Origin of the sequence: Jiella marina (assembly GCF_024359545.1) — a bacterium.
Lineage (GTDB): Bacteria > Pseudomonadota > Alphaproteobacteria > Rhizobiales > Rhizobiaceae > Jiella.
The window spans coordinates 31,995-49,124 of sequence record NZ_JAKQZG010000016.1; the positions used below are offsets into that span (position 1 = coordinate 31,995).

16 protein-coding genes are annotated in these 17,130 nt (G+C 64.6%); 14 read left to right on the plus strand and 2 right to left on the minus strand.

Features of this window, described 5'->3' with window-relative positions; all coding sequences use genetic code 11:
- The first annotated feature begins 209 nt into the window (after window positions 1-209).
- From MF134_RS21650 to ruvB, 6 genes are all read left to right on the plus strand, one after another.
- Window positions 210-1,439 carry a glycosyltransferase family 4 protein gene (locus MF134_RS21650; RefSeq protein ID WP_457590044.1) on the plus strand — a complete coding sequence of 410 codons (1,230 nt, stop codon included), beginning with the start codon at window positions 210-212 and terminating at the stop codon, window positions 1,437-1,439.
- Window positions 1,439-2,200 (plus strand): polysaccharide deacetylase family protein, encoded by a 762-nt coding sequence (locus MF134_RS21655; protein ID WP_255341499.1) that lies wholly within the window; start codon window positions 1,439-1,441, stop codon window positions 2,198-2,200. The genes MF134_RS21650 and MF134_RS21655 overlap by 1 nt, the downstream gene beginning before the upstream one ends.
- Before the next feature lie 190 nt (window positions 2,201-2,390).
- Window positions 2,391-2,735 carry a hypothetical protein gene (locus tag MF134_RS21660; protein ID WP_255341500.1) on the plus strand — a complete coding sequence of 115 codons (345 nt, stop codon included), beginning with the start codon at window positions 2,391-2,393 and terminating at the stop codon, window positions 2,733-2,735.
- Window positions 2,736-2,873: 138 nt separating this feature from the next.
- Window positions 2,874-3,494 carry a Holliday junction branch migration protein RuvA gene (gene ruvA / locus MF134_RS21665; RefSeq protein WP_255341529.1) on the plus strand — a complete coding sequence of 207 codons (621 nt, stop codon included), beginning with the start codon at window positions 2,874-2,876 and terminating at the stop codon, window positions 3,492-3,494.
- A gap of 210 nt (window positions 3,495-3,704) precedes the next feature.
- Window positions 3,705-4,871 (plus strand): RNA ligase, encoded by a 1,167-nt coding sequence (locus MF134_RS21670; protein WP_255341501.1) that lies wholly within the window; start codon window positions 3,705-3,707, stop codon window positions 4,869-4,871.
- Entirely contained in the window at window positions 4,850-5,890 is a 1,041-nt protein-coding gene (gene ruvB, locus MF134_RS21675; protein WP_255341502.1) for a Holliday junction branch migration DNA helicase RuvB, read from the plus strand. Before MF134_RS21670 ends, ruvB begins: the two co-directional genes overlap by 22 nt.
- A gap of 53 nt (window positions 5,891-5,943) precedes the next feature.
- On the opposite strand, the gene MF134_RS21680 is transcribed toward ruvB, so the two are convergent.
- The gene (locus tag MF134_RS21680; protein WP_255341503.1) at window positions 5,944-7,314 is read right to left on the minus strand and encodes a DUF2254 domain-containing protein; all 1,371 of its coding nucleotides are present in this window, start codon (window positions 7,312-7,314) and stop codon (window positions 5,944-5,946) included.
- Window positions 7,315-7,504: 190 nt separating this feature from the next.
- Between MF134_RS21680 and MF134_RS21685 the strand changes: the two genes are divergently transcribed.
- Window positions 7,505-9,136 carry a hypothetical protein gene (locus MF134_RS21685; RefSeq protein ID WP_255341504.1) on the plus strand — a complete coding sequence of 544 codons (1,632 nt, stop codon included), beginning with the start codon at window positions 7,505-7,507 and terminating at the stop codon, window positions 9,134-9,136.
- A gap of 154 nt (window positions 9,137-9,290) precedes the next feature.
- Here the strand turns inward: MF134_RS21685 and MF134_RS21690 are convergent, their stop codons facing one another.
- The gene (locus MF134_RS21690) at window positions 9,291-11,474 is read right to left on the minus strand and encodes an esterase-like activity of phytase family protein (RefSeq protein WP_255341505.1); all 2,184 of its coding nucleotides are present in this window, start codon (window positions 11,472-11,474) and stop codon (window positions 9,291-9,293) included.
- 144 nt (window positions 11,475-11,618) lie between these two features.
- On the opposite strand from MF134_RS21690, the gene ybgC reads away from it, so the two are divergent.
- The 7 genes from ybgC (at window position 11,619) to pal (ending at window position 17,093) form a co-directional block, all read left to right on the plus strand.
- The gene (gene ybgC / locus MF134_RS21695; protein ID WP_255341506.1) at window positions 11,619-12,065 is read left to right on the plus strand and encodes a tol-pal system-associated acyl-CoA thioesterase; all 447 of its coding nucleotides are present in this window, start codon (window positions 11,619-11,621) and stop codon (window positions 12,063-12,065) included.
- A gap of 74 nt (window positions 12,066-12,139) precedes the next feature.
- Window positions 12,140-12,349, plus strand: coding sequence for a hypothetical protein (locus MF134_RS21700; protein ID WP_255341507.1), 210 nt, complete (start codon window positions 12,140-12,142; stop codon window positions 12,347-12,349).
- A gap of 93 nt (window positions 12,350-12,442) precedes the next feature.
- On the plus strand, window positions 12,443-13,147 hold the full coding sequence (gene tolQ, locus MF134_RS21705) for a protein TolQ (protein ID WP_255341530.1): 705 nt from the start codon (window positions 12,443-12,445) through the stop codon (window positions 13,145-13,147).
- A gap of 36 nt (window positions 13,148-13,183) precedes the next feature.
- Window positions 13,184-13,630, plus strand: a complete 447-nt coding sequence (gene tolR, locus MF134_RS21710) for a protein TolR (RefSeq protein WP_255341508.1) — start codon at window positions 13,184-13,186, stop codon at window positions 13,628-13,630.
- 16 nt (window positions 13,631-13,646) lie between these two features.
- Window positions 13,647-14,729, plus strand: a complete 1,083-nt coding sequence (locus MF134_RS21715; protein ID WP_255341509.1) for a hypothetical protein — start codon at window positions 13,647-13,649, stop codon at window positions 14,727-14,729.
- A gap of 183 nt (window positions 14,730-14,912) precedes the next feature.
- Window positions 14,913-16,223 carry a Tol-Pal system beta propeller repeat protein TolB gene (gene tolB, locus MF134_RS21720; protein WP_255341510.1) on the plus strand — a complete coding sequence of 437 codons (1,311 nt, stop codon included), beginning with the start codon at window positions 14,913-14,915 and terminating at the stop codon, window positions 16,221-16,223.
- A 348-nt stretch (window positions 16,224-16,571) separates the two neighbouring features.
- On the plus strand, window positions 16,572-17,093 hold the full coding sequence (gene pal, locus MF134_RS21725; RefSeq protein ID WP_255341511.1) for a peptidoglycan-associated lipoprotein Pal: 522 nt from the start codon (window positions 16,572-16,574) through the stop codon (window positions 17,091-17,093).
- Window positions 17,094-17,130 lie beyond the last annotated feature (37 nt).

Here is a 17,130-nt window from a genome sequence, read left to right on the forward strand (position 1 = left end):
TTGCGGCCAGTAAGCTTCGGTGCCCAAACTTTGTCAATGTTCTCCTTCCGCGCGGGTCAACTTGGAATTCGAGCGTTTTTCGAGTGGCGAACGCTTCGTCGCGAAAGGGATGAACAGCGCCGTCTTGCCGCTCGCGGCGGGCTTGCCACATCAGGGTCGGAACGTCGGGCTCGATGCCGAGTTCGGCCGATGAACGGGAATGGAACGGCATGATCGAAGGGCGGGTCGCAATTCTGGTGAAGGGCTATCCGCGCCTGTCGGAAACCTTCATCGCGCAAGAAATCGCCGGTCTCCAGGATCGAGGACTGCAGCAACTCATCGTCTCGCTGCGCCAGCCCCAGGAGGCGAAGGTCCATCCGGTGCACCGGCGGATCACCGCCCCCGTTCTCTATCTGCCGGAATATCTGAAGGACGATCCGGCGCGGGTGAAGCGCGGCCGGGAATTCGCGTCGCGCCAGCCGGGCTATGCCGAGGCCGAGAAGCTGTTTCAGGCCGATCTCGCCCGGGACCATACGGCCAACCGCTATCGCCGTTTTGGCCAGGCCTGCGTGCTCGCCGCAGAACTTCCCGCCGATGTCGGCTGGCTCCACACCCATTATCTGCACACGCCGGCCTCGGTCGCCCGCTATGCCGCGGCGATCCTCGGGCTCGGTTGGTCGTTTTCCGCCCACGCCAAGGACATCTGGACGAGCGAGGCCTGGGAATTGTCGGAAAAGCTCGATTCGGCGTCCTTCGGGGTCACCTGCACGGGCACCAACCTGGACTATCTGCGCTCGCTCGCCAAGCGGCCGCAACAGGTCGAACTCGTCTATCACGGCCTCGACGTTTCCGGGATCACGCCGCCCGAGCGGAAAGCCTTCGACGGCAGTCGCCCCTTTCGCATCGTCTCGGTGGGCCGGGCGGTGGAAAAGAAGGGCTATGCCGATCTGATCCGTGCGCTTGCCCGCCTCAAGGACCGGAACTGGCATTTCGACCATGTGGGCGGCGGAACGCTGGCGAATAGGCTCAAGGAACAGGCCGAGAAGGCGGGCATTGCCGAGCGGATCACCTGGCACGGCAGCCGCGCGCGTGACGAAGTCTTTGAACTTCTCGCCAGGGCCGATCTCTTCGTCCTGCCCTCGCGGATCGCCAAGTCCGGAGATCGTGACGGCTTGCCCAACGTGCTGATGGAGGCGCAGGCGCACCGCCTGCCGGTCGTTTCCACCCGGGTTTCGGCGATCCCCGAACTGGTCGAGGACGGGCGGACCGGCCTTCTGGTCGACGAGCGCGACCCGAAGGCGCTCGCCGCGGCGATCGCCCGGGTGATCGACGAGCCGGAACTGGCGCTTCGTCTCGGCAAGGCGGGCGAGGAGCGGGTGCGCTCGAAATTCTCGCCCGAGCCGGGCCTCGACCGGGTGGCCGCGCTTCTTGGCGGGGCGCTCAAGGCGGAGGCCGCGTGATGGCGGCGGACTTTCCCCTGACTGTGGCTGCCCTCGACCGGCTTGCCGGCGAAGACAGGGCCGTGGCGCTCTGGTGGCGCGACGACGATGCGCGGCGGCCCTCGGTCGCGCTCGACCGGCTGCTCCTTCTCAGGGAAAAACAGGACCTGCAGCTCGCCCTCGCCGTCATTCCGGAGGATGCAGAGCCGGGGCTTGCCGCGCGTCTCGACCACAACGGCATGATCGCTGCGCTCCTGCATGGCTGGTCGCATGCGAACCATGCGCCAGCGGACGAGAAGCGGGCCGAGTTCGGCGATCACCGGCCGAACGCGGCCATGGAACGTGAACTGATCGAGGGCCGGGCCCGCCTCGTCGATCTCTTCGGGGAGCGGTTCCTGCCGGTCTTCGTACCGCCCTGGAACCGGATCGGCGAACGGGCGAGGACACTGCTGCCGACGCTGGGCCTGCCGATCGTCTCGACCTATGGCCCTGCTCGGCCGCCCGTCCTGGGCGGTCCGGCCGAACTCAACACCCATCTCGACATCATGGACTGGCGGGCGAAGTCCGGGCTTGCCATGGACGAAGCGGACCGCCGGCTGTCGGACCTGATCGAAACGCGGCGCGGCGGATCGGTCGAGCCAATCGGGATCCTCTCCCACCACCTCCAGCATGACGAAGCGGCCTGGGCGCTTCTGGAACGGCTCTTGGCAGAGATGGCCCGCCACCCGGCGGTGCTTTGGCCGGACATGGCCGCGTTGATGGCGGCGCGAAACACGCAATGATTCCCGACCCATTCGGGACGAGGCCGATCTTGCAATGTCGACGTGTTCTTCGCTGTCGGTTACCGGTTTTCTTACTGAACCGAAGATAAATGCGCCATTCAGGGCTCATTCCGCAGGGGAAGGTTACAAGGCGATCATCGAAACGTTGATTTCGCCCCAAGCCCCAACGCCCCCACGAAGGAAGCCTGAAATGTCGAACTCTCTCGCTCCCCGCCTTCTCGCTGCCCTGGTCGCTCTCGGCGCTCTCGGTTCCGTCGCCGACGCCGGCCAGTTCAAGGCCGCCAAGATCCAGAGCGCCGGCGCCTCGATCTCCTGCTCGATCCCCAACGCCGTCGTCTGCTCGATCTCCAGCAACAAGGGCATCCGGTCCGTCAAGATCAGGGCAAATGGTCCGAACGGCCCGTTCAACCTGGTCAACAAGTCCTATCCCGGCTGCCCGAAGAGCGTGAAGGTTTCCTGGGACTCGGCCTATCACTCCTCGTCGAAGCAGGTCGTCGAGTGCAGGTCGGCGAAGCTGAAGCTCGGCGGTCGCTGATCGCGCGAGCGACCCAAACGCCTCACATGCGCGCAGCCCTTTGCGGTCGGCAGGTCTCTGCCGGCCGCAAAACGTCTGGAAATCCGCCGCCGAATGGTGTCAACCGGTCGTCTCGCAGCGGGAAGACGGCAGGCAGAGATGATCGGCAAGCTCAAGGGCACGATTGACGAGATCGGCGAGGACCATGTGGTCGTCGACGTTCATGGTGTCGGCTATGTCGCCTTTTGCGGTGCCAAGACGCTCGCGGCGCTCGGCGGTGCGGGAGAAGCGGTGATCCTGTTCATCGAGACCATCGTGCGTGAGGACATGATCCGGCTCTACGGGTTTTCGAGCGCCGCTGAACGCGACTGGTTCCGCCTGCTCCAGACGGTCCAGGGCGTCGGCTCCAAGGTGGCGCTCGCGGTGATCGGGACTCTGTCGCCCGGCGATCTCGCCAATGCGGTCGCCCTCCAGGACAAGGCGATGGTCGCGCGCTCTCCCGGCGTCGGCCCGAAGGTCGCCGCGCGCATCGTCGCCGAACTGAAGGACCGTGCGCCAGCCTTTTCCGGTGCCGACGCCGAAGAAAGCTTCGGCCTCAAGCGCGACATCGGAGGCGGCACCGCCTCGGCGCCGATCGCCGACGCTGTCTCGGCCCTCACCAATCTCGGCTATGCTCGAGATCAGGCCGCCAACGCCGTCGCGGCGGCCGTGAAGGAAGCCGGGGCGGATGCTGACAGTGCGAAGTTGATCCGGCTGGGGCTGAAGAAGCTGGCGCGCTGAGCGCCCGGAAAGATCGAGAGCGGTATTTCCGGCTGTCCGCCGGTGGCGAGCTCTGCTATTGTGACGCCATGCGCAACGATTCCGTCAGTTTTTCAGGCAATCGCAATTTTGGCCGCCGAAAGGCTTGGCGACGCATGCGCGTGTGATCTGCGCCCACGATAGTCCGTCTCAAGCCGCTCTTCGAAGCGGCTTTTTTTATGGAGTTGGGAAGTGTTCCCGGTCATAGAACATATCGACGACGTGTTGCCGCACATTGCGGGCGACAATGGCATCTATGTCTCGAAATACGCGACGCACGATACGATCGACTACGGGCATCATCTCGATGAGACCTTCAATTCGGCCATCAGACGCGAGTGCCGAGGCCTGAAGTTCAACAAGTCCGGACGGCTCATCGCGCGGCCCTTCCACAAATTCTTCAACCTCGGCGAACGGGAACGGGTCGAGGATGTCGATTGGTCAAGGCCGCATCGAATCCTGGAAAAGCTCGATGGTACGATGATCCATCCAGCTTTCGTGGAAAGCGAAATGGTATTGATGACCCGAAAGGGCATTACGCGACAGGCGCTCGAGGCAGCGTCGTACGCGACCGAAGGATTGCTCGCTCTGGCACGCGATCGCTTGGATGTCGGCAAGACCGCCATCTTCGAATTCACATCGCCGGGTAGTCGGATCGTCATCGGTTATGACAAGCCTGCGCTGACACTTCTCGCCATCCGCGACAACACGACCGGTGCTTATGCGGATTTCGAGCTGATGCATGACATGGCCGGGCATTACGGTGTGCCGGTTGTCAGCAGCCATCGCGTCGACGGTTCCACCCCCACTTTTGTTTCGGGAGTTCGCGGACTCACCGAAATCGAGGGCTATGTGATCGTGTTCGATGATGGTCACCGGCTGAAGTTGAAGACCGACTACTACGCGCTGCGGCACAAGACGCTTGCCAGTCTGGCGCTCGAAAAGAACGCGCTGGATCGTGTGCTAAAGGACGCTGTCGACGACGTGGTGCCGCTTCTTCCCCCTGCGGCTGCACAAAAGCTCTTGGCCTACCAAGTCGCTGTTCTGGCTGGTGTCTCGCGTCTCGACACGCATGTGGCTGAACTGCTCGAGCTCTATCGCAGCGCGGATCGTAAGACCCAGGCACAGGTGATCAACGAGAAGCTGGACAAGCGCCTGCGCCCCGTTGCCTTCAAGTCCCTCGACGGCAAGAGTTCGCGGAATGCTATTCTTGACATCCTTCGGTGGGCATCACACAGCCAGACGCGGATTGATGCGGTTCGGGATCTGTTCGCCATGTCCTGGAATGGCGAGGATTTCGAGATCGAGGATGGCTGGTCGGATGAGAAGGAAAGCGATTGTCTGAGACGGACCGCCTGATCTCCCCCGAAAAGCGCGGCGAGGATATCGACGCGACCTTGCGCCCCCAGCGGCTCGACGATTTCGTCGGCCAGGCGGCGGCGCGGGCGAATCTCAAGGTCTTCATCGAGGCGGCGAAGGCGCGCGGCGAGGCGCTGGATCACGTGCTCTTCGTCGGGCCGCCCGGCCTCGGCAAGACGACGCTCGCCCAGATCATGGCGAAGGAACTCGGCGTCAATTTCCGCTCGACCTCCGGTCCGGTGATCGCCAAGGCCGGCGATCTCGCCGCGCTCCTCACCAATCTGGAAGAGCGCGACGTGCTCTTCATCGACGAGATCCACCGCCTCAACCCGGCGGTCGAGGAAATCCTCTATCCGGCGATGGAGGATTTCCAGCTCGATCTCATCATCGGCGAGGGACCGGCCGCGCGTTCGGTGAAGATCGATCTGTCGAAATTCACCCTCGTCGCCGCGACGACCCGGCTTGGCCTTCTGACGACGCCGCTGCGCGATCGCTTCGGCATTCCGGTCCGGCTGAATTTCTACACGGTCGAGGAACTGGAACATATCGTCACCCGCGGCGCCCGGCTGATGCAGATGCCGATGGGCGAAGACGGGGCGAAGGAGATCGCCCGCCGCGCCCGCGGCACGCCGCGCATCGCCGGCCGCCTCCTGCGCCGGGTCCGCGATTTCGCGCAGTTTGCCGGGGCCGAAACCGTGAACCGCAAGGTGGCCGACGAAGCGCTGTCGCGGCTCGAGGTGGACAGCCTCGGCCTCGACCAGCTCGACCGGCGCTATCTCGACCTCATCGCGCTCAATTTCGGCGGCGGTCCGGTCGGCATCGAGACCATCGCCGCCGCGCTCTCCGAGCCGCGCGATGCGATCGAGGACATCGTCGAGCCCTATCTCCTGCAGCAGGGCTTCCTCCAGCGCACGCCGCGTGGCCGGCTTCTAACGCAACATGCGTTCCGCCATCTCGGCCTCGCGGTGCCGCCGGCCTATCAAGGCGTCCAGTCGAACCTCTTCGACGAGGGCGAATAGGCCGGCGCTGAATTGCCGGCTGCGGGGCTGTCGGATGACCTCGCCGGGGGCTGCTATCGCGATGCGGCGCGAATTGTCTTTGCCCCGGCCGCTTCGAGCGTGGCGAGCGATGCGCCGGAAAGTTCTTCTCGGGCGAGATCGAGGAATTTCTCGGCCTGCTCGCGAATGGCCTCGCACTGTTGCCTGTCGCGGCACATCGGCACGATCTCGGTCAGGCAGTTCAGGAAATGCTGGCCGGCGATCATGTCGGAGGCGGCATATTGCCTGAGATGGCCGAAGCCGATTTCCAGATAGGCGGGGAAGTCGTCCAACAGACTCACGGCACGGAGCTTGCCGTTGTCGTCGATGATGTAGGGGCTGCGCTCCGACCGGCCGGCAATCTTCGCCATGGCTGCCTTCAGCCAGTCGAGGCAGGTGATCGCCGTATAGGGATCGTTCACGCCGGGCGACAGCGCCCGGCCGGCGATCTCGACCAGTTCGTCGAACAAAAAGTTCAGATCCTGGCCCGGGCTCCGTGTGTTGCCGACGGCGATCGTGGAACGCAGCTTGTCGCATGTCTCGTCGTTCACCCGCTCGGCCGGCCAGGCAAGCGCGATGACCTGACCCACATGGATGAAATTGCCCGGCCTACAGGTGAGTCGCACGACAACATCTTCGGTCGAGGTCGCCTCGATCAGGGACTCCGCATCGACAATCTGCACATAGCCGACACGGTCGGAAAGAATGCGTCTGTATCCGGGCGTGTCGCTTCCGCCTTCACCGAGGTCGGGTGTCTTGCGAAGGGCCGGCGGCAACTGCCATCGCAGATCGTTCAGCGCCTCGTCGTCATGGGCAGGCTTTTCCGGATATTCCTTTCCGATCCGCTTCAGGAGCGTGTGACCGATGTCGGCGATGACGTTGGAGATGTGAATCTTCGACGGGACGTGGTGGATGAAGTAGATCAGCACGCCGATCGAGAGGATCGCCAGAACGAGCGCACCGAAGATCGCTATGTTGGGCACGAACATGGCGGCGAAATCGCCGTTCTCGCTGCCGTCCCGCACGGTGCGCAGGACGATCATGCAGTAGACAAAGGTCGCGACGAACACCGCCAGCGTCACCTGGTTGCCGCGATCGTTCATGAAATTGGTGAGGAGTCTTGGCCCGTAGCTGCCGGAGGCGAAGACCACCGCCGCCATGGTGACGGAGAAGACCGTGCCGGCGACGCCGATCATCGATCCGCCGATGGCGCCGAGAAGCGTCCGCGCCCCTTCCGGTTGCGTGGCATAGAGGAAGGGTCCGCTGCCCAGCCAGTCCGGCTCCACCAGCGTGTCGATTTCGACAAGGGTGAAGGCGAGGATCGCCGAGAGAAGGGCCAGCACCGAGGGCAGGAACCAGTAGCTCGCCTTGATGCGCTCGTAATACTGAATAAGGAGAGCGCGCATCTGGCCTCTTCGGTGTGGCGGATCGACGATCCGGGCATTTATGCAGGACGGTGTCCAGAGCTAGAGCCGGGCCGCAAAAACCCTGCGTTCGGCCGTCAAGAGATTTTTAGCTTTATTTCCGGCAAGCGCTATTCGTTCGAATATGAAGTATGGAACTGATATGAATTCCTTGGTGTCAGAGGAGAATTTCATGAAGGTGTTCTTAATATCAGCGGTGCTGGCTGGTTCGGCGATGCTTCTGTCGGGTGCTCAGGCCGCCGATTCGAAGCCCAACCCGGTCGAGCAGGTCAGCTATTTTCGCGCCGACGCGCGCGATCGCCCCGGCTGCACGCCGAATTTCATCGATGGGCAGTTGCGCTGGCCGGCGGGAATCGGCAATCCGGCGGCGAGCTGTCCCGATGCTTATGCCTGGACCTCGATGCTTGAGGCGGTTCGGGAGAAGTTCTGGACCTGGGGCACCGATCAGACGATCTGGATATCCGATCCGAAGCCGATCTGCCTGCCGGGGCAGGTCAGTCAGGACTGCTGCGATCCGTCCGTCATGGACCGGACGCCGCCGATCGAGGGGGCTCCGCCCAGCGGGTGTCCGTTCTTCCCGACCGACTGGACCAATCCGCCGCCGCTGACGGTCGCCAAGCCCAATCCGAGTCACAGCCACGATTTCCTGAACACGCTGGATCCGGCTCGCGTGCTGCGGCAGGAAGAGGCCGAGATCGTGTTCAGGAACCGGCCCTTCGTCCGCTACAGCTTCCTGCAGAATCTTTACAACAAAGAGAGCCTGGGTGCGCGCTTCACGGCGATGCAGAACTGGATCAGCGACCATGCGCCCTATGCCAATCCGGCCCTGACGGTCGATTATCCGACCGACGCCGTCATGTTCAAGGTCGACTTCTTCAGCCAGTCCGAAATGCTGGAGTCGGGGCTCATCAGCGATACCGACGGAAATGGTCAGCGGCTCGATCCGCCCAACAATCCCGAGCATCCCTATGTCACGATGCTGATCGAGGAGACCCTTGCGCCCGGTGACGAGGAGCCGGAACTCTTTTATCTCGTCTCGGTGACCGCGGCGTCCAAGGCCCTGCCCAACTGGCATTGGTACGCCTTCGAACATGTCGGCAATCTGGGACGCTGCGACTATACGGGTTGCAACGATTCCTTTGGCTTTGACGCCCGCGGCGTCGAAGTGGGCGGCGCGTCCTTCGGGCAGAACTACATTCCACCGAAAACGGAAGATTCCGACGACGCGTCGAACGACATCGTCTTTCGCACCGGAACGCCCTACACCGTCGCGGAAACCGGCGAGTCGATCACGCCCTCTCTCGACGCCTTGCTGGCTGCGATGGGTGTCGCGACGGCCGACAGCGTCAGCGACCCGAACACGCCTTCGGCCGCCGATCCGGCCTGGCGGAGCTACCGGCTGAAGGCCAGCCAGATCAGTTTCGTCACGAATACGGGCGTGCCCACCCATGCCGGGCAGTCGATCACGGAGGGCGGCTTCGTCAATTCGGCCTCCTGCATGACCTGCCATTCCCAGGCCGGACCGGATGCCGACGGCAATGCGGGCGTGCCGGGCATCGGCAGCCAGACCAATCTCAACCTGTTCGGCCTCAACCAGACCGTCAACGGCGCGCCGGAGCCAAGCTGGTTCTTCGCCGAGGGCACGACCGTCATGCGCTCGCTGCCGATGGACTTCGTATGGGGCATGTTGAACGCGTCCTGCGTCGACCCGGATGGCGACACGGGAAAATGCAAGTCCTACAATGATCCGCATTTCGCCCCGCCGATCGGCCGTATCGAGCCGGGAGCGACCACGCGCCGATAGAGCGTGATGGTGCGCGAGGGCGGGATGCGATGCGCTTCGCTCGCGATCCTGCTCTGACCGCCTGTTCGAGGGTCAAGACGAAGTCGCGGGCTGGAGGACCAGCCCGCGACGATGATCGATGAATTCTCGGCGACCGGATGTCGGAGCGACCGCGCTACATCGCCGAGCCGCCGAGATCGACCTTGAAGAAGAGCGTCTCGCCGGAGGAATCGTCGACACCGTCATTGTCGGTCACGGCATAGGCCGTCCCGTCGGCGGCGAAGGTGAAGCCCTCGATCTTGTCGACCACATAGCCAGCGGTGGCCTTCAGGTCGGGGAGGAAGTCGTGGACCTCCTCCTTGGTCACGGTCGGCAGCTCGTCGCCGATCGGTGCCGGGTTCAGATCGGCCTTGGCGACGCGGTAGAGCTTCTTGATCTTCGCCGCTTCGCCGATCTGGTTGTCGCGCTCGACGATGTAGAGATGGTCGCCATGGGCGGTGATCTCCGACAGGCCGACCCAGCCCTTCTCCGCCGATTCGAGCGGATAGCGCACGGCCGACCACTCCTTCGAGCCTGGCTTGTAGGCGAGAAGCTTGACCTCGCCCTCCGGATCGTCCTTCCACTCCCGCTGAATGGCGATCCAAAGCGTGTCGCCATCCATGGTCACGCCTTCGGCGCCGAAGCGGATCTCGTTGGCGAGAAGGGCATCGGGGAAGGGCACGATTTCGGTGACATTGCCCTGGCCGTCCACATGGACGAGCTGATGCGGGATCTCGCGGTCGGTGCGGCCTTCGCTCGCCAGCCAGAAGCCGCCTTCGCCATCCGGGGCAATGCCTTCGAGGTCGAGATTCGGCGCGACGTCGCCGTCCCGCATCACCGTCATCGCGCCGGTGATTGTCGCCGGCATGGACGACGCGTCGATCGTGAAGATGCGCGGCTGGTTCTTGTAGAAGGAATCCGACACCGCATAGAGCGTCGAAGCGTTCTCAGGGTCCGCGGCGAGGCCAGACAGCGCGCCCCAGCCGAGCGGCGTTCCGTCCTGGTCTTCCGAGACGATCATCGGATAGCTCGGCGTGCCCTCGGCGCGCTCATAGATCATGACGTGCGACCGCGCGCCGCCATCCTCGATCAGATCTTCCTCGTTCGATGTCGCGAAGAGATTGCGCGAGGGGATCGCCACCGCACCCTCCGGGCCGACGCCGGAGGGCAGAAGCTGAACGAGCTCCGGATCGCCGTCGCCGATCTGGTAGACGCCCACCGCCGAGCCGCGCTCGGAGAGCACGAAGGCATAGGTGGTGCCGTCGAATGTCGCGGTTTCGAGTCCCTCCGGCTCGACGCCCTTGGCGTCGGAGCGCTTGTCCGGATAATGGCCGGCGCGCACCAGCTCGTATTCGAAGGCGGGGCCGGATTCATAGGCGACCGTGCCGTCCTTGTTCCAGACGGTAAAGGAGCGCGAACCACCTTCGTAATCGCCCTCATTGGCGGTGACGAAGCGGTCGTCGTCGATCCACTGCACGGCGTCGGGCTCGCGCTTGCGGCCTTCCTGACTGCCGGTGAGAGCGATCTCGCCATTGTCCTCGGTGTCGATGCCCTGAAGGTCGATGGCGCCGGCAGAGAAATGGTTGGTCACTTCGCCGGTGGCTGCGTCGATGATCGCCAGGTGATTGTTCTCCTGAAGCGTCACGACGATCTCGTTCTGGCCGTTGAAATCGACGAATTCCGGCTCGGGATCCTCGCCGCCGATCTCGGCAAGGCCGGTCATCTCGACCGTCTTCATCGAAGCGCAATCCGGCGCGCCGTCGGTGAGCGAGAAGATGGTGACGAAGCCCGCCGGCATCTGGGGCAGGGCGCCGTCGTCGAGATCCTCGTCGCGCTCGTTCTCGATGGCGACGGCCGCGAACTGGCCGTCCCTGGAGACCGCGACCGAATCCGGCTGGCCGCCGAGATCGCAGGAGGCGATTTCGCTTTTCCCGGCGATGTCGACGACCGCGAGGCGTCCCGACGGATTGGTGAAGCTCTCCGACGTGTTGACGCCGACCAAGACGTCCGGTCCGGCGACGGCGACCGAGGTCGGCTCGCCGGACAGGTTGATGAAGCCGAGCGGCTGGGGGGAGGCGGGATCGGTGATGTCGATCATGCCGATGCCACCGGCCGGGCTGTCGGAATAGATCAGCGTGTTGCCGTCCTGGCTTGCCGTGATGATCTCCGACGAGGTCACCGTCGCCGGGTCGGCATCGGCCGGCAGATTGCTCGCCACGGGAAAGGATGCGATGCGGGTGAACACCGGTTCGGCAAGCGCGCCGCCGGTTGCGGTCAGGATCGTGGTCGTGCAAAGCGCGGCGATGAGATGGCGCGGCATGTCCAGACACTCCTCATGGGTTTTCGGTTAAGGCCGCGCCGTTTTGCCCCCGCGTCGGTGACACGCAGATGACGCTTTACGGCTCGAAATTCGTCAGAAACCGCAAGGCCTTGATGAACAAGTGCAAAAAGGACCGATTTCCGGATGAGCAGTGATCTGGCAGGGCGCCTGACCGAAGACGGCCACCGGCTCGAGGTGCGGGTCTATTTCGAGGACACCGACTTTTCCGGCGTCGTCTATCACGCTCGCTATCTGCATTTTTTGGAGCGTGGGCGTTCGGACTTTTTGCGGTTGAAGGGCATCGGCCATCGCGAACTGATGGCCGGCACCTTCGGCGCGCCCATGGCTTTCGCGGTGCGGCGCATGGAGATCGACTTCCTGCGTCCTGCGCGCATCGACGATGTGCTGACCGTCTCGACCCGCACCCGGCAGCTCGGCGGCGCGCGGGTGCTCCTCGATCAGACGGTCCTGAAGGGCGACGAGGTGCTTCTCAATGCCAACGTCAAGGTCGCGGTGATCTCGCCCGAGGGCAAGCCGATGCGCATGCCGCCGCGTGTGCTGGAGGTCTTGGCGCCGGGCGCCAGCCAATAGGCCATGACCGGGCCGCACGCGCCAAGCCCTTGTCTGCGTCGGTCGTAACCGTCTGTTAACCCTAAATCGGTGACATGACGATCGCGCGGATTTTCGACGAATTCGCCATGCTTTTACCGGAATCACTTGGGAAAGCGGATGAGGGGATGCGTTTTCGGCATGCGTTCGGCGCTGCGACGACCGATCAGATGCGCGGCCGGCAAGTGGCGGCGGAATGTCGAGGACTTCGAGGCGCCCGCGCGGCGTGGCCGCTGCCGAACGTGATCGATGCGGTAACTTTGTAATGGATGAGGGGCGTGGCGCGGGGCGCCGACGCCCCTTGCCGGCTGAGACAAGAGCCGGCGGATTGAGGGGCTTGATCTGAAATGGACGGGCAAATCGCTCAGGAAGCGCTGCACGCGGCCGGTTCCGTATCCTTGTGGGATCTGTTCTGGCAGGCGGGCTTCATCGTCAAACTGGTGATGATCGGGCTGCTCGCGGCCTCGATCTGGTCCTGGGCGATCATCATCGACAAGATCCTGCGCTACGGCTCTTTCCGGCGCCAGCTCAACAAGTTCGAGAGCCATTTCTGGTCCGGCCAGTCGCTGGAGGAACTCTATCACACCCTCTCCGAACGCCGGACGACCGGCATGGGCGCGCTGTTCGTCGCTGCCATGCGCGAGTGGAAGAAGTCCTTCGAAAAGGGCGCCCGCTCTCCCATCGGCCTGCAGGCGCGGATCGAGAAGGCGATGGACGTCACGCTCGCCCGCGAGATGGACAGTCTGGAATCGCGGCTCGGCTATCTGGCGACGATCGGCTCGGCCGCGCCCTTCGTCGGCCTGTTCGGCACCGTCATCGGCATCATGACCTCGTTTCAGGCGATCGCCGGCTCGCAGCAGACGAGCCTTGCGGTCGTCGCGCCCGGTATCGCCGAGGCGCTGCTCGCGACCGCGATCGGCCTCGTTGCGGCGATTCCGGCGGTGGTCGCCTACAACAAGCTGTCGGCCGATGTCGGCAAGCTCGGCATGCGGCTGGAAGCCTTCGCGGACGAGTTCTCGGCCATCCTGTCGCGCCAGATCGACGAAAAGCTCGGCCAGCGCTGACCGGCGGTCAGAGACAAGCCAGAGAGGAACAACGCGATGGGAATGTCCACCGGCAAGGCAGGCGCGATGCGCACGCGGCGCGGACGCTCGCGTCGCGCCCCGATGAGCGAGATCAACGTCACGCCGATGGTCGACGTGATGCTCGTCCTCCTGATCATCTTCATGGTGGCGGCCCCCATGCTGACGGTGGGCGTGCCGATCCAATTGCCGGAAACCCAGGCGAAGTCCCTGAATTCCGAAACGCAGCCGATCACCATTTCGGTGAACTCGGACGGAACGGTCTTCCTGAACGAATCCGAAATCGCCGTCGAGGAGGTGGTGCCGAAGCTGCAGGCGATCGCGCGGGCCGGCTACGAGGAGCGGATCTTCGTACGCGGCGACCGCAGCGCGGACTATGGCACGGTGATGCGGGTGATGGGGCGCATTTCCGCCGCCGGTTTCCGCAATATCGGTCTCGTCACCGACCAAGACGTCAACGCCTGAGTCTGGCGCCAAGCCCATGAAGTCCGGCCTCGTCGTTTCCTCGATCCTCCATGCGGCAGCCCTCACCTGGGGGCTGTGGGCACTGGGTGCGCCCGAGCCGATGGAAGTGGCGGCGGTGGATTCCCTGCCGGTCGAGCTCGTGCCGCTCGAGGCCTATTCCCAGTCGGTAATCGGCGCCGAGGACGCGCCGGTGGCCGATACGCCAGCGCCCGAACCGACCGAGGCGTCCGAATCCGAGCCCGCCGAGAATGTCGGCGACAACACGGTCGATCTGCCGACACCGCCGACGCCGACGGAGCGACCGAAGGCGACGGAACAGGCGGCCGCACCCGCGCCGGCCCCAGCCGAGCCGGCGCCGCCCGAACCTGCGCCAGAGCCGGAACCCGCGCCGACGCCGGAGGCCGTGCCGCTGCCGGAGCCCGATCCGCAGCCTGCAGCGGAACCGGAGCCCGCCCCTCAGCAGGCCGAGCCGGAACCCGAGCCGCAGCCTCAGCCCGATCCCATCGAGCAGGCGATCGCCACCGCCGAGCCTCAGCCCGAACCCGGGCCGGCGACGCCGCCGGAGCCGCAGAACGTGCCGGTTCCGACTGCCCGGCCGGAGCCGCCCGCACCGAGACCTGCCGAGATGCAGCAGGCCGAGCGTCCGCGCGAGCCGGCGACCCAGACCGCGCAGCAGGAAAGCGAATTCGATCCCGACAAGATCGCCGCGCTCCTGAACAAGGAGAAGTCGGCCGGCGGCGGGGCGCAGAGCTCGCAGCGGCAGGCGGCCCTCGGCGGCGAGCGCACGACGGGGGGCCGTCTTTCGCAGAGCGAGCTCGACGCGCTGCGCGGCCAGGTCAGCCGCTGCTGGTCACCGCCGGCTGGCGTTTCGGAGGCGGGATCGCTGCGGGTTTCGATCCGCATGCAGCTCGACCCGTCCGGCGGTCTCGAAGGCCGCCCGGTCCTGGTCGACGGCGGCGGCGGTACACCGATCGAGCGGGCAGCAAGCGAGGCGGCGCTCAGGGCGGTGATCCGCTGCGCGCCCTATCAGTTGCCGGCGGAGAAATACGACACGTGGTCCGAGGTGATCCTGAACTTCGACCCGCAGGAGATGTTTTGACGCGAAAGCGTCATCAAAAATCCCGATTGAGTCGTTGGAAGGGCTGCGGGATTTGACGGTGCACGAGAGCGCCGATGCACCGGCCGGCGGGCAGGGGAGGCCCGGCGGATCCATGAAGGACGGGGGAGCGGGGCCGCGCGGCTGAAGAGCCGGAATGGCCCGCGCCAGAGGGATATTCGAACAATGCCAAGTTTCGCCAAACGCCTATGCGCGCTCGCGCTGGCCCTTGCCGGCTTCATCGCTTTCGCGATGCCGGCCCAGGCCGTTGTCGAGATCGACATCACCCAGGGCAACGTCCAGCCGCTGCCCATCGCCATTGCCGATTTCCAGTCGCAGGACGGGATCGGCAAGCAGATCTCGGATGTGGTCTCGGCCGATCTGAAGCGCTCCGGCCTGTTCGCGCCGATCGATCAGGCGGCCTTCATCCAGAAAGGTCTGGGCACCGACACCAGCCCGAACTTCCAGGACTGGACGGTGATCAACGCCCAGGCGCTGGTCGTCGGCCGCGTCTCGCCGGAAGCCGATGGGCGGCTGCGCGTCGAGTTCCGCCTGTGGGACACCTTTGCCGGCCAGCAGCTCGACGGCCAGCAATTCTACACCAACCCGGAAAACTGGCGCCGCGTCGCCCACATCATCTCTGACGCGATCTATGAGCGGCTGACCGGCGAGAAGGGCTATTTCGACACCCGCGTCGTCTTCGTCGCCGAATCCGGCGACAAGGCCAACCGGGTCAAGCGTCTGGCGATCATGGATCAGGACGGGGCGAATGTCCGCTATCTGACCGACGGCCGCGACCTCGTTCTCACGCCGCGCTTTTCGCCAAACCGCCAGGAGGTCACCTACATGTCCTTCGGCAATGGCGAGCCGCGGGTCTATCTCCTTCAGCTCGAAACCGGGCAGCGCGAGATCGTCGGCAATTTCCCGGGCATGACCTTCTCGCCGCGCTTCTCGCCGGACGGCCAGAAGGTGATCATGAGCCTACAGCAGAACGGCAACGCCAATATCTACGCCATGGATCTGCGTTCTCGGGCGACGACGCGGCTCACCTCCACCAATGCCATCGACACCTCGCCGTCATATTCGCCGGACGGCAACCGGATCGTCTTCGAATCCGACCGTGGCGGACGCCAGCAACTTTACGTGATGAACGCCGACGGCTCGAACCAGCAGCGCATCTCCTTCGGGGACGGCTCCTACTCGACGCCGGTCTGGTCGCCGCGCGGCGATCTGATCGCCTTCACCAAGCAGACGGGCGGGCAGTTCCAGATCGGCGTGATGCGGCCCGACGGCTCGGGTGAGCGCATCCTGACCTCCGGCTTTCACAATGAAGGCCCGACCTGGGCGCCGAACGGCCGGGTGCTGATGTTCTTCCGCGATCAGAAGGGCGGCGGCGGACCGCAGCTCTATTCCATCGATCTGACCGGCTACAACGAGCAGAAGATCCCGACCCCGAGCTACGCCTCGGACCCGGCCTGGTCGCCGCTCCTCGACTGAGTTGCGGCACGTCTGATCAGGCACCGAGGCCTTCATCGCTTCCTGTCGAGGGATTGCCCGAATCAAAGCATCGGCCCGAAAACCAAAACCGGTTTTCGGGCCGTTGCTTTTGGGCGAACTCGCGGCAGCCAGTCCGGCGCAAGCTTGGCTGCCTAAAAGCGAGTGACTGTTGCAAGGACGCATCAATCGTCCGGGAAAACCCTCTGAGGGCCGCGAATGCGGCAATGGCGCACAAAGCTGCCAAAACCCTGCCGCCTCGAGGGAGAAGCATTGGATTTTACCGGCTGTTAAGTGCGTGCGTGGTAAGCCGTCGGTAACCGAAATCCATTGGATTTGAAGGAGTTCACCATGCCGAGCATGGCCTTCCAAGGCAAGACGCGCATCGCTCTCGCCCTCGCCGCAAGCCTTCTCGTCGCCGGCTGCGGCACCAATCGCGACGCCCTGCCCGACAACGCCGCCGGCCTCGGCCTCGGCGGTCCCGGCGGTGCGGGGTCCGCCACCCCCGGCTCGGCCCAGGACTTCACGGTCAATGTCGGCGACCGGATCTTCTTCGACACCGACTCCTCGTCGATCCGGGCCGACGCGCAGCAGACGCTGCAGCGCCAGGCGCAGTGGCTTCAGCAATATCCGCAATACGCCATCACCATCGAAGGCCACGCCGACGAGCGCGGCACCCGCGAGTACAACCTCGCCCTCGGTGCCCGCCGCGCTTCGGCGACCCGGGACTACCTCGCTTCCCTGGGCGTTCCGGCCAGCCGGATGCGCACGATTTCCTACGGCAAGGAGCGGCCGGTCGCGGTCTGCGACGACATTTCCTGCTGGTCGCAGAACCGTCGCGCCGTGACGGTGCTCGGCGGCGCGGGAAGCTGATCGACCGATCTTCATAGCCAGCTTCCTTCAGGAAGCG

What these genes read in the sequence shown, in the direction of transcription:
- tolB (WP_255341510.1), top strand. Translation starts at nt 14,913, where the DNA reads ATGCCAAGTTTCGCCAAACGCCTATGCGCGCTCGCGCTGGCCCTTGCC.
- MF134_RS21685 (WP_255341504.1), top strand. Translation starts at nt 7,505, where the DNA reads ATGAAGGTGTTCTTAATATCAGCGGTGCTGGCTGGTTCGGCGATGCTT.
- MF134_RS21700 (WP_255341507.1), top strand. Translation starts at nt 12,140, where the DNA reads ATGACGATCGCGCGGATTTTCGACGAATTCGCCATGCTTTTACCGGAA.
- ruvA (WP_255341529.1), top strand. Translation starts at nt 2,874, where the DNA reads ATGATCGGCAAGCTCAAGGGCACGATTGACGAGATCGGCGAGGACCAT.
- ybgC (WP_255341506.1), top strand. Translation starts at nt 11,619, where the DNA reads ATGAGCAGTGATCTGGCAGGGCGCCTGACCGAAGACGGCCACCGGCTC.
- pal (WP_255341511.1), top strand. Translation starts at nt 16,572, where the DNA reads ATGCCGAGCATGGCCTTCCAAGGCAAGACGCGCATCGCTCTCGCCCTC.
- MF134_RS21655 (WP_255341499.1), top strand. Translation starts at nt 1,439, where the DNA reads ATGGCGGCGGACTTTCCCCTGACTGTGGCTGCCCTCGACCGGCTTGCC.
- MF134_RS21650 (WP_457590044.1), top strand. Translation starts at nt 210, where the DNA reads ATGATCGAAGGGCGGGTCGCAATTCTGGTGAAGGGCTATCCGCGCCTG.
- MF134_RS21680 (WP_255341503.1), bottom strand. Translation starts at nt 7,314, where the DNA reads ATGCGCGCTCTCCTTATTCAGTATTACGAGCGCATCAAGGCGAGCTAC.
- MF134_RS21715 (WP_255341509.1), top strand. Translation starts at nt 13,647, where the DNA reads ATGAAGTCCGGCCTCGTCGTTTCCTCGATCCTCCATGCGGCAGCCCTC.
- tolR (WP_255341508.1), top strand. Translation starts at nt 13,184, where the DNA reads ATGGGAATGTCCACCGGCAAGGCAGGCGCGATGCGCACGCGGCGCGGA.
- MF134_RS21660 (WP_255341500.1), top strand. Translation starts at nt 2,391, where the DNA reads ATGTCGAACTCTCTCGCTCCCCGCCTTCTCGCTGCCCTGGTCGCTCTC.
- MF134_RS21690 (WP_255341505.1), bottom strand. Translation starts at nt 11,474, where the DNA reads ATGCCGCGCCATCTCATCGCCGCGCTTTGCACGACCACGATCCTGACC.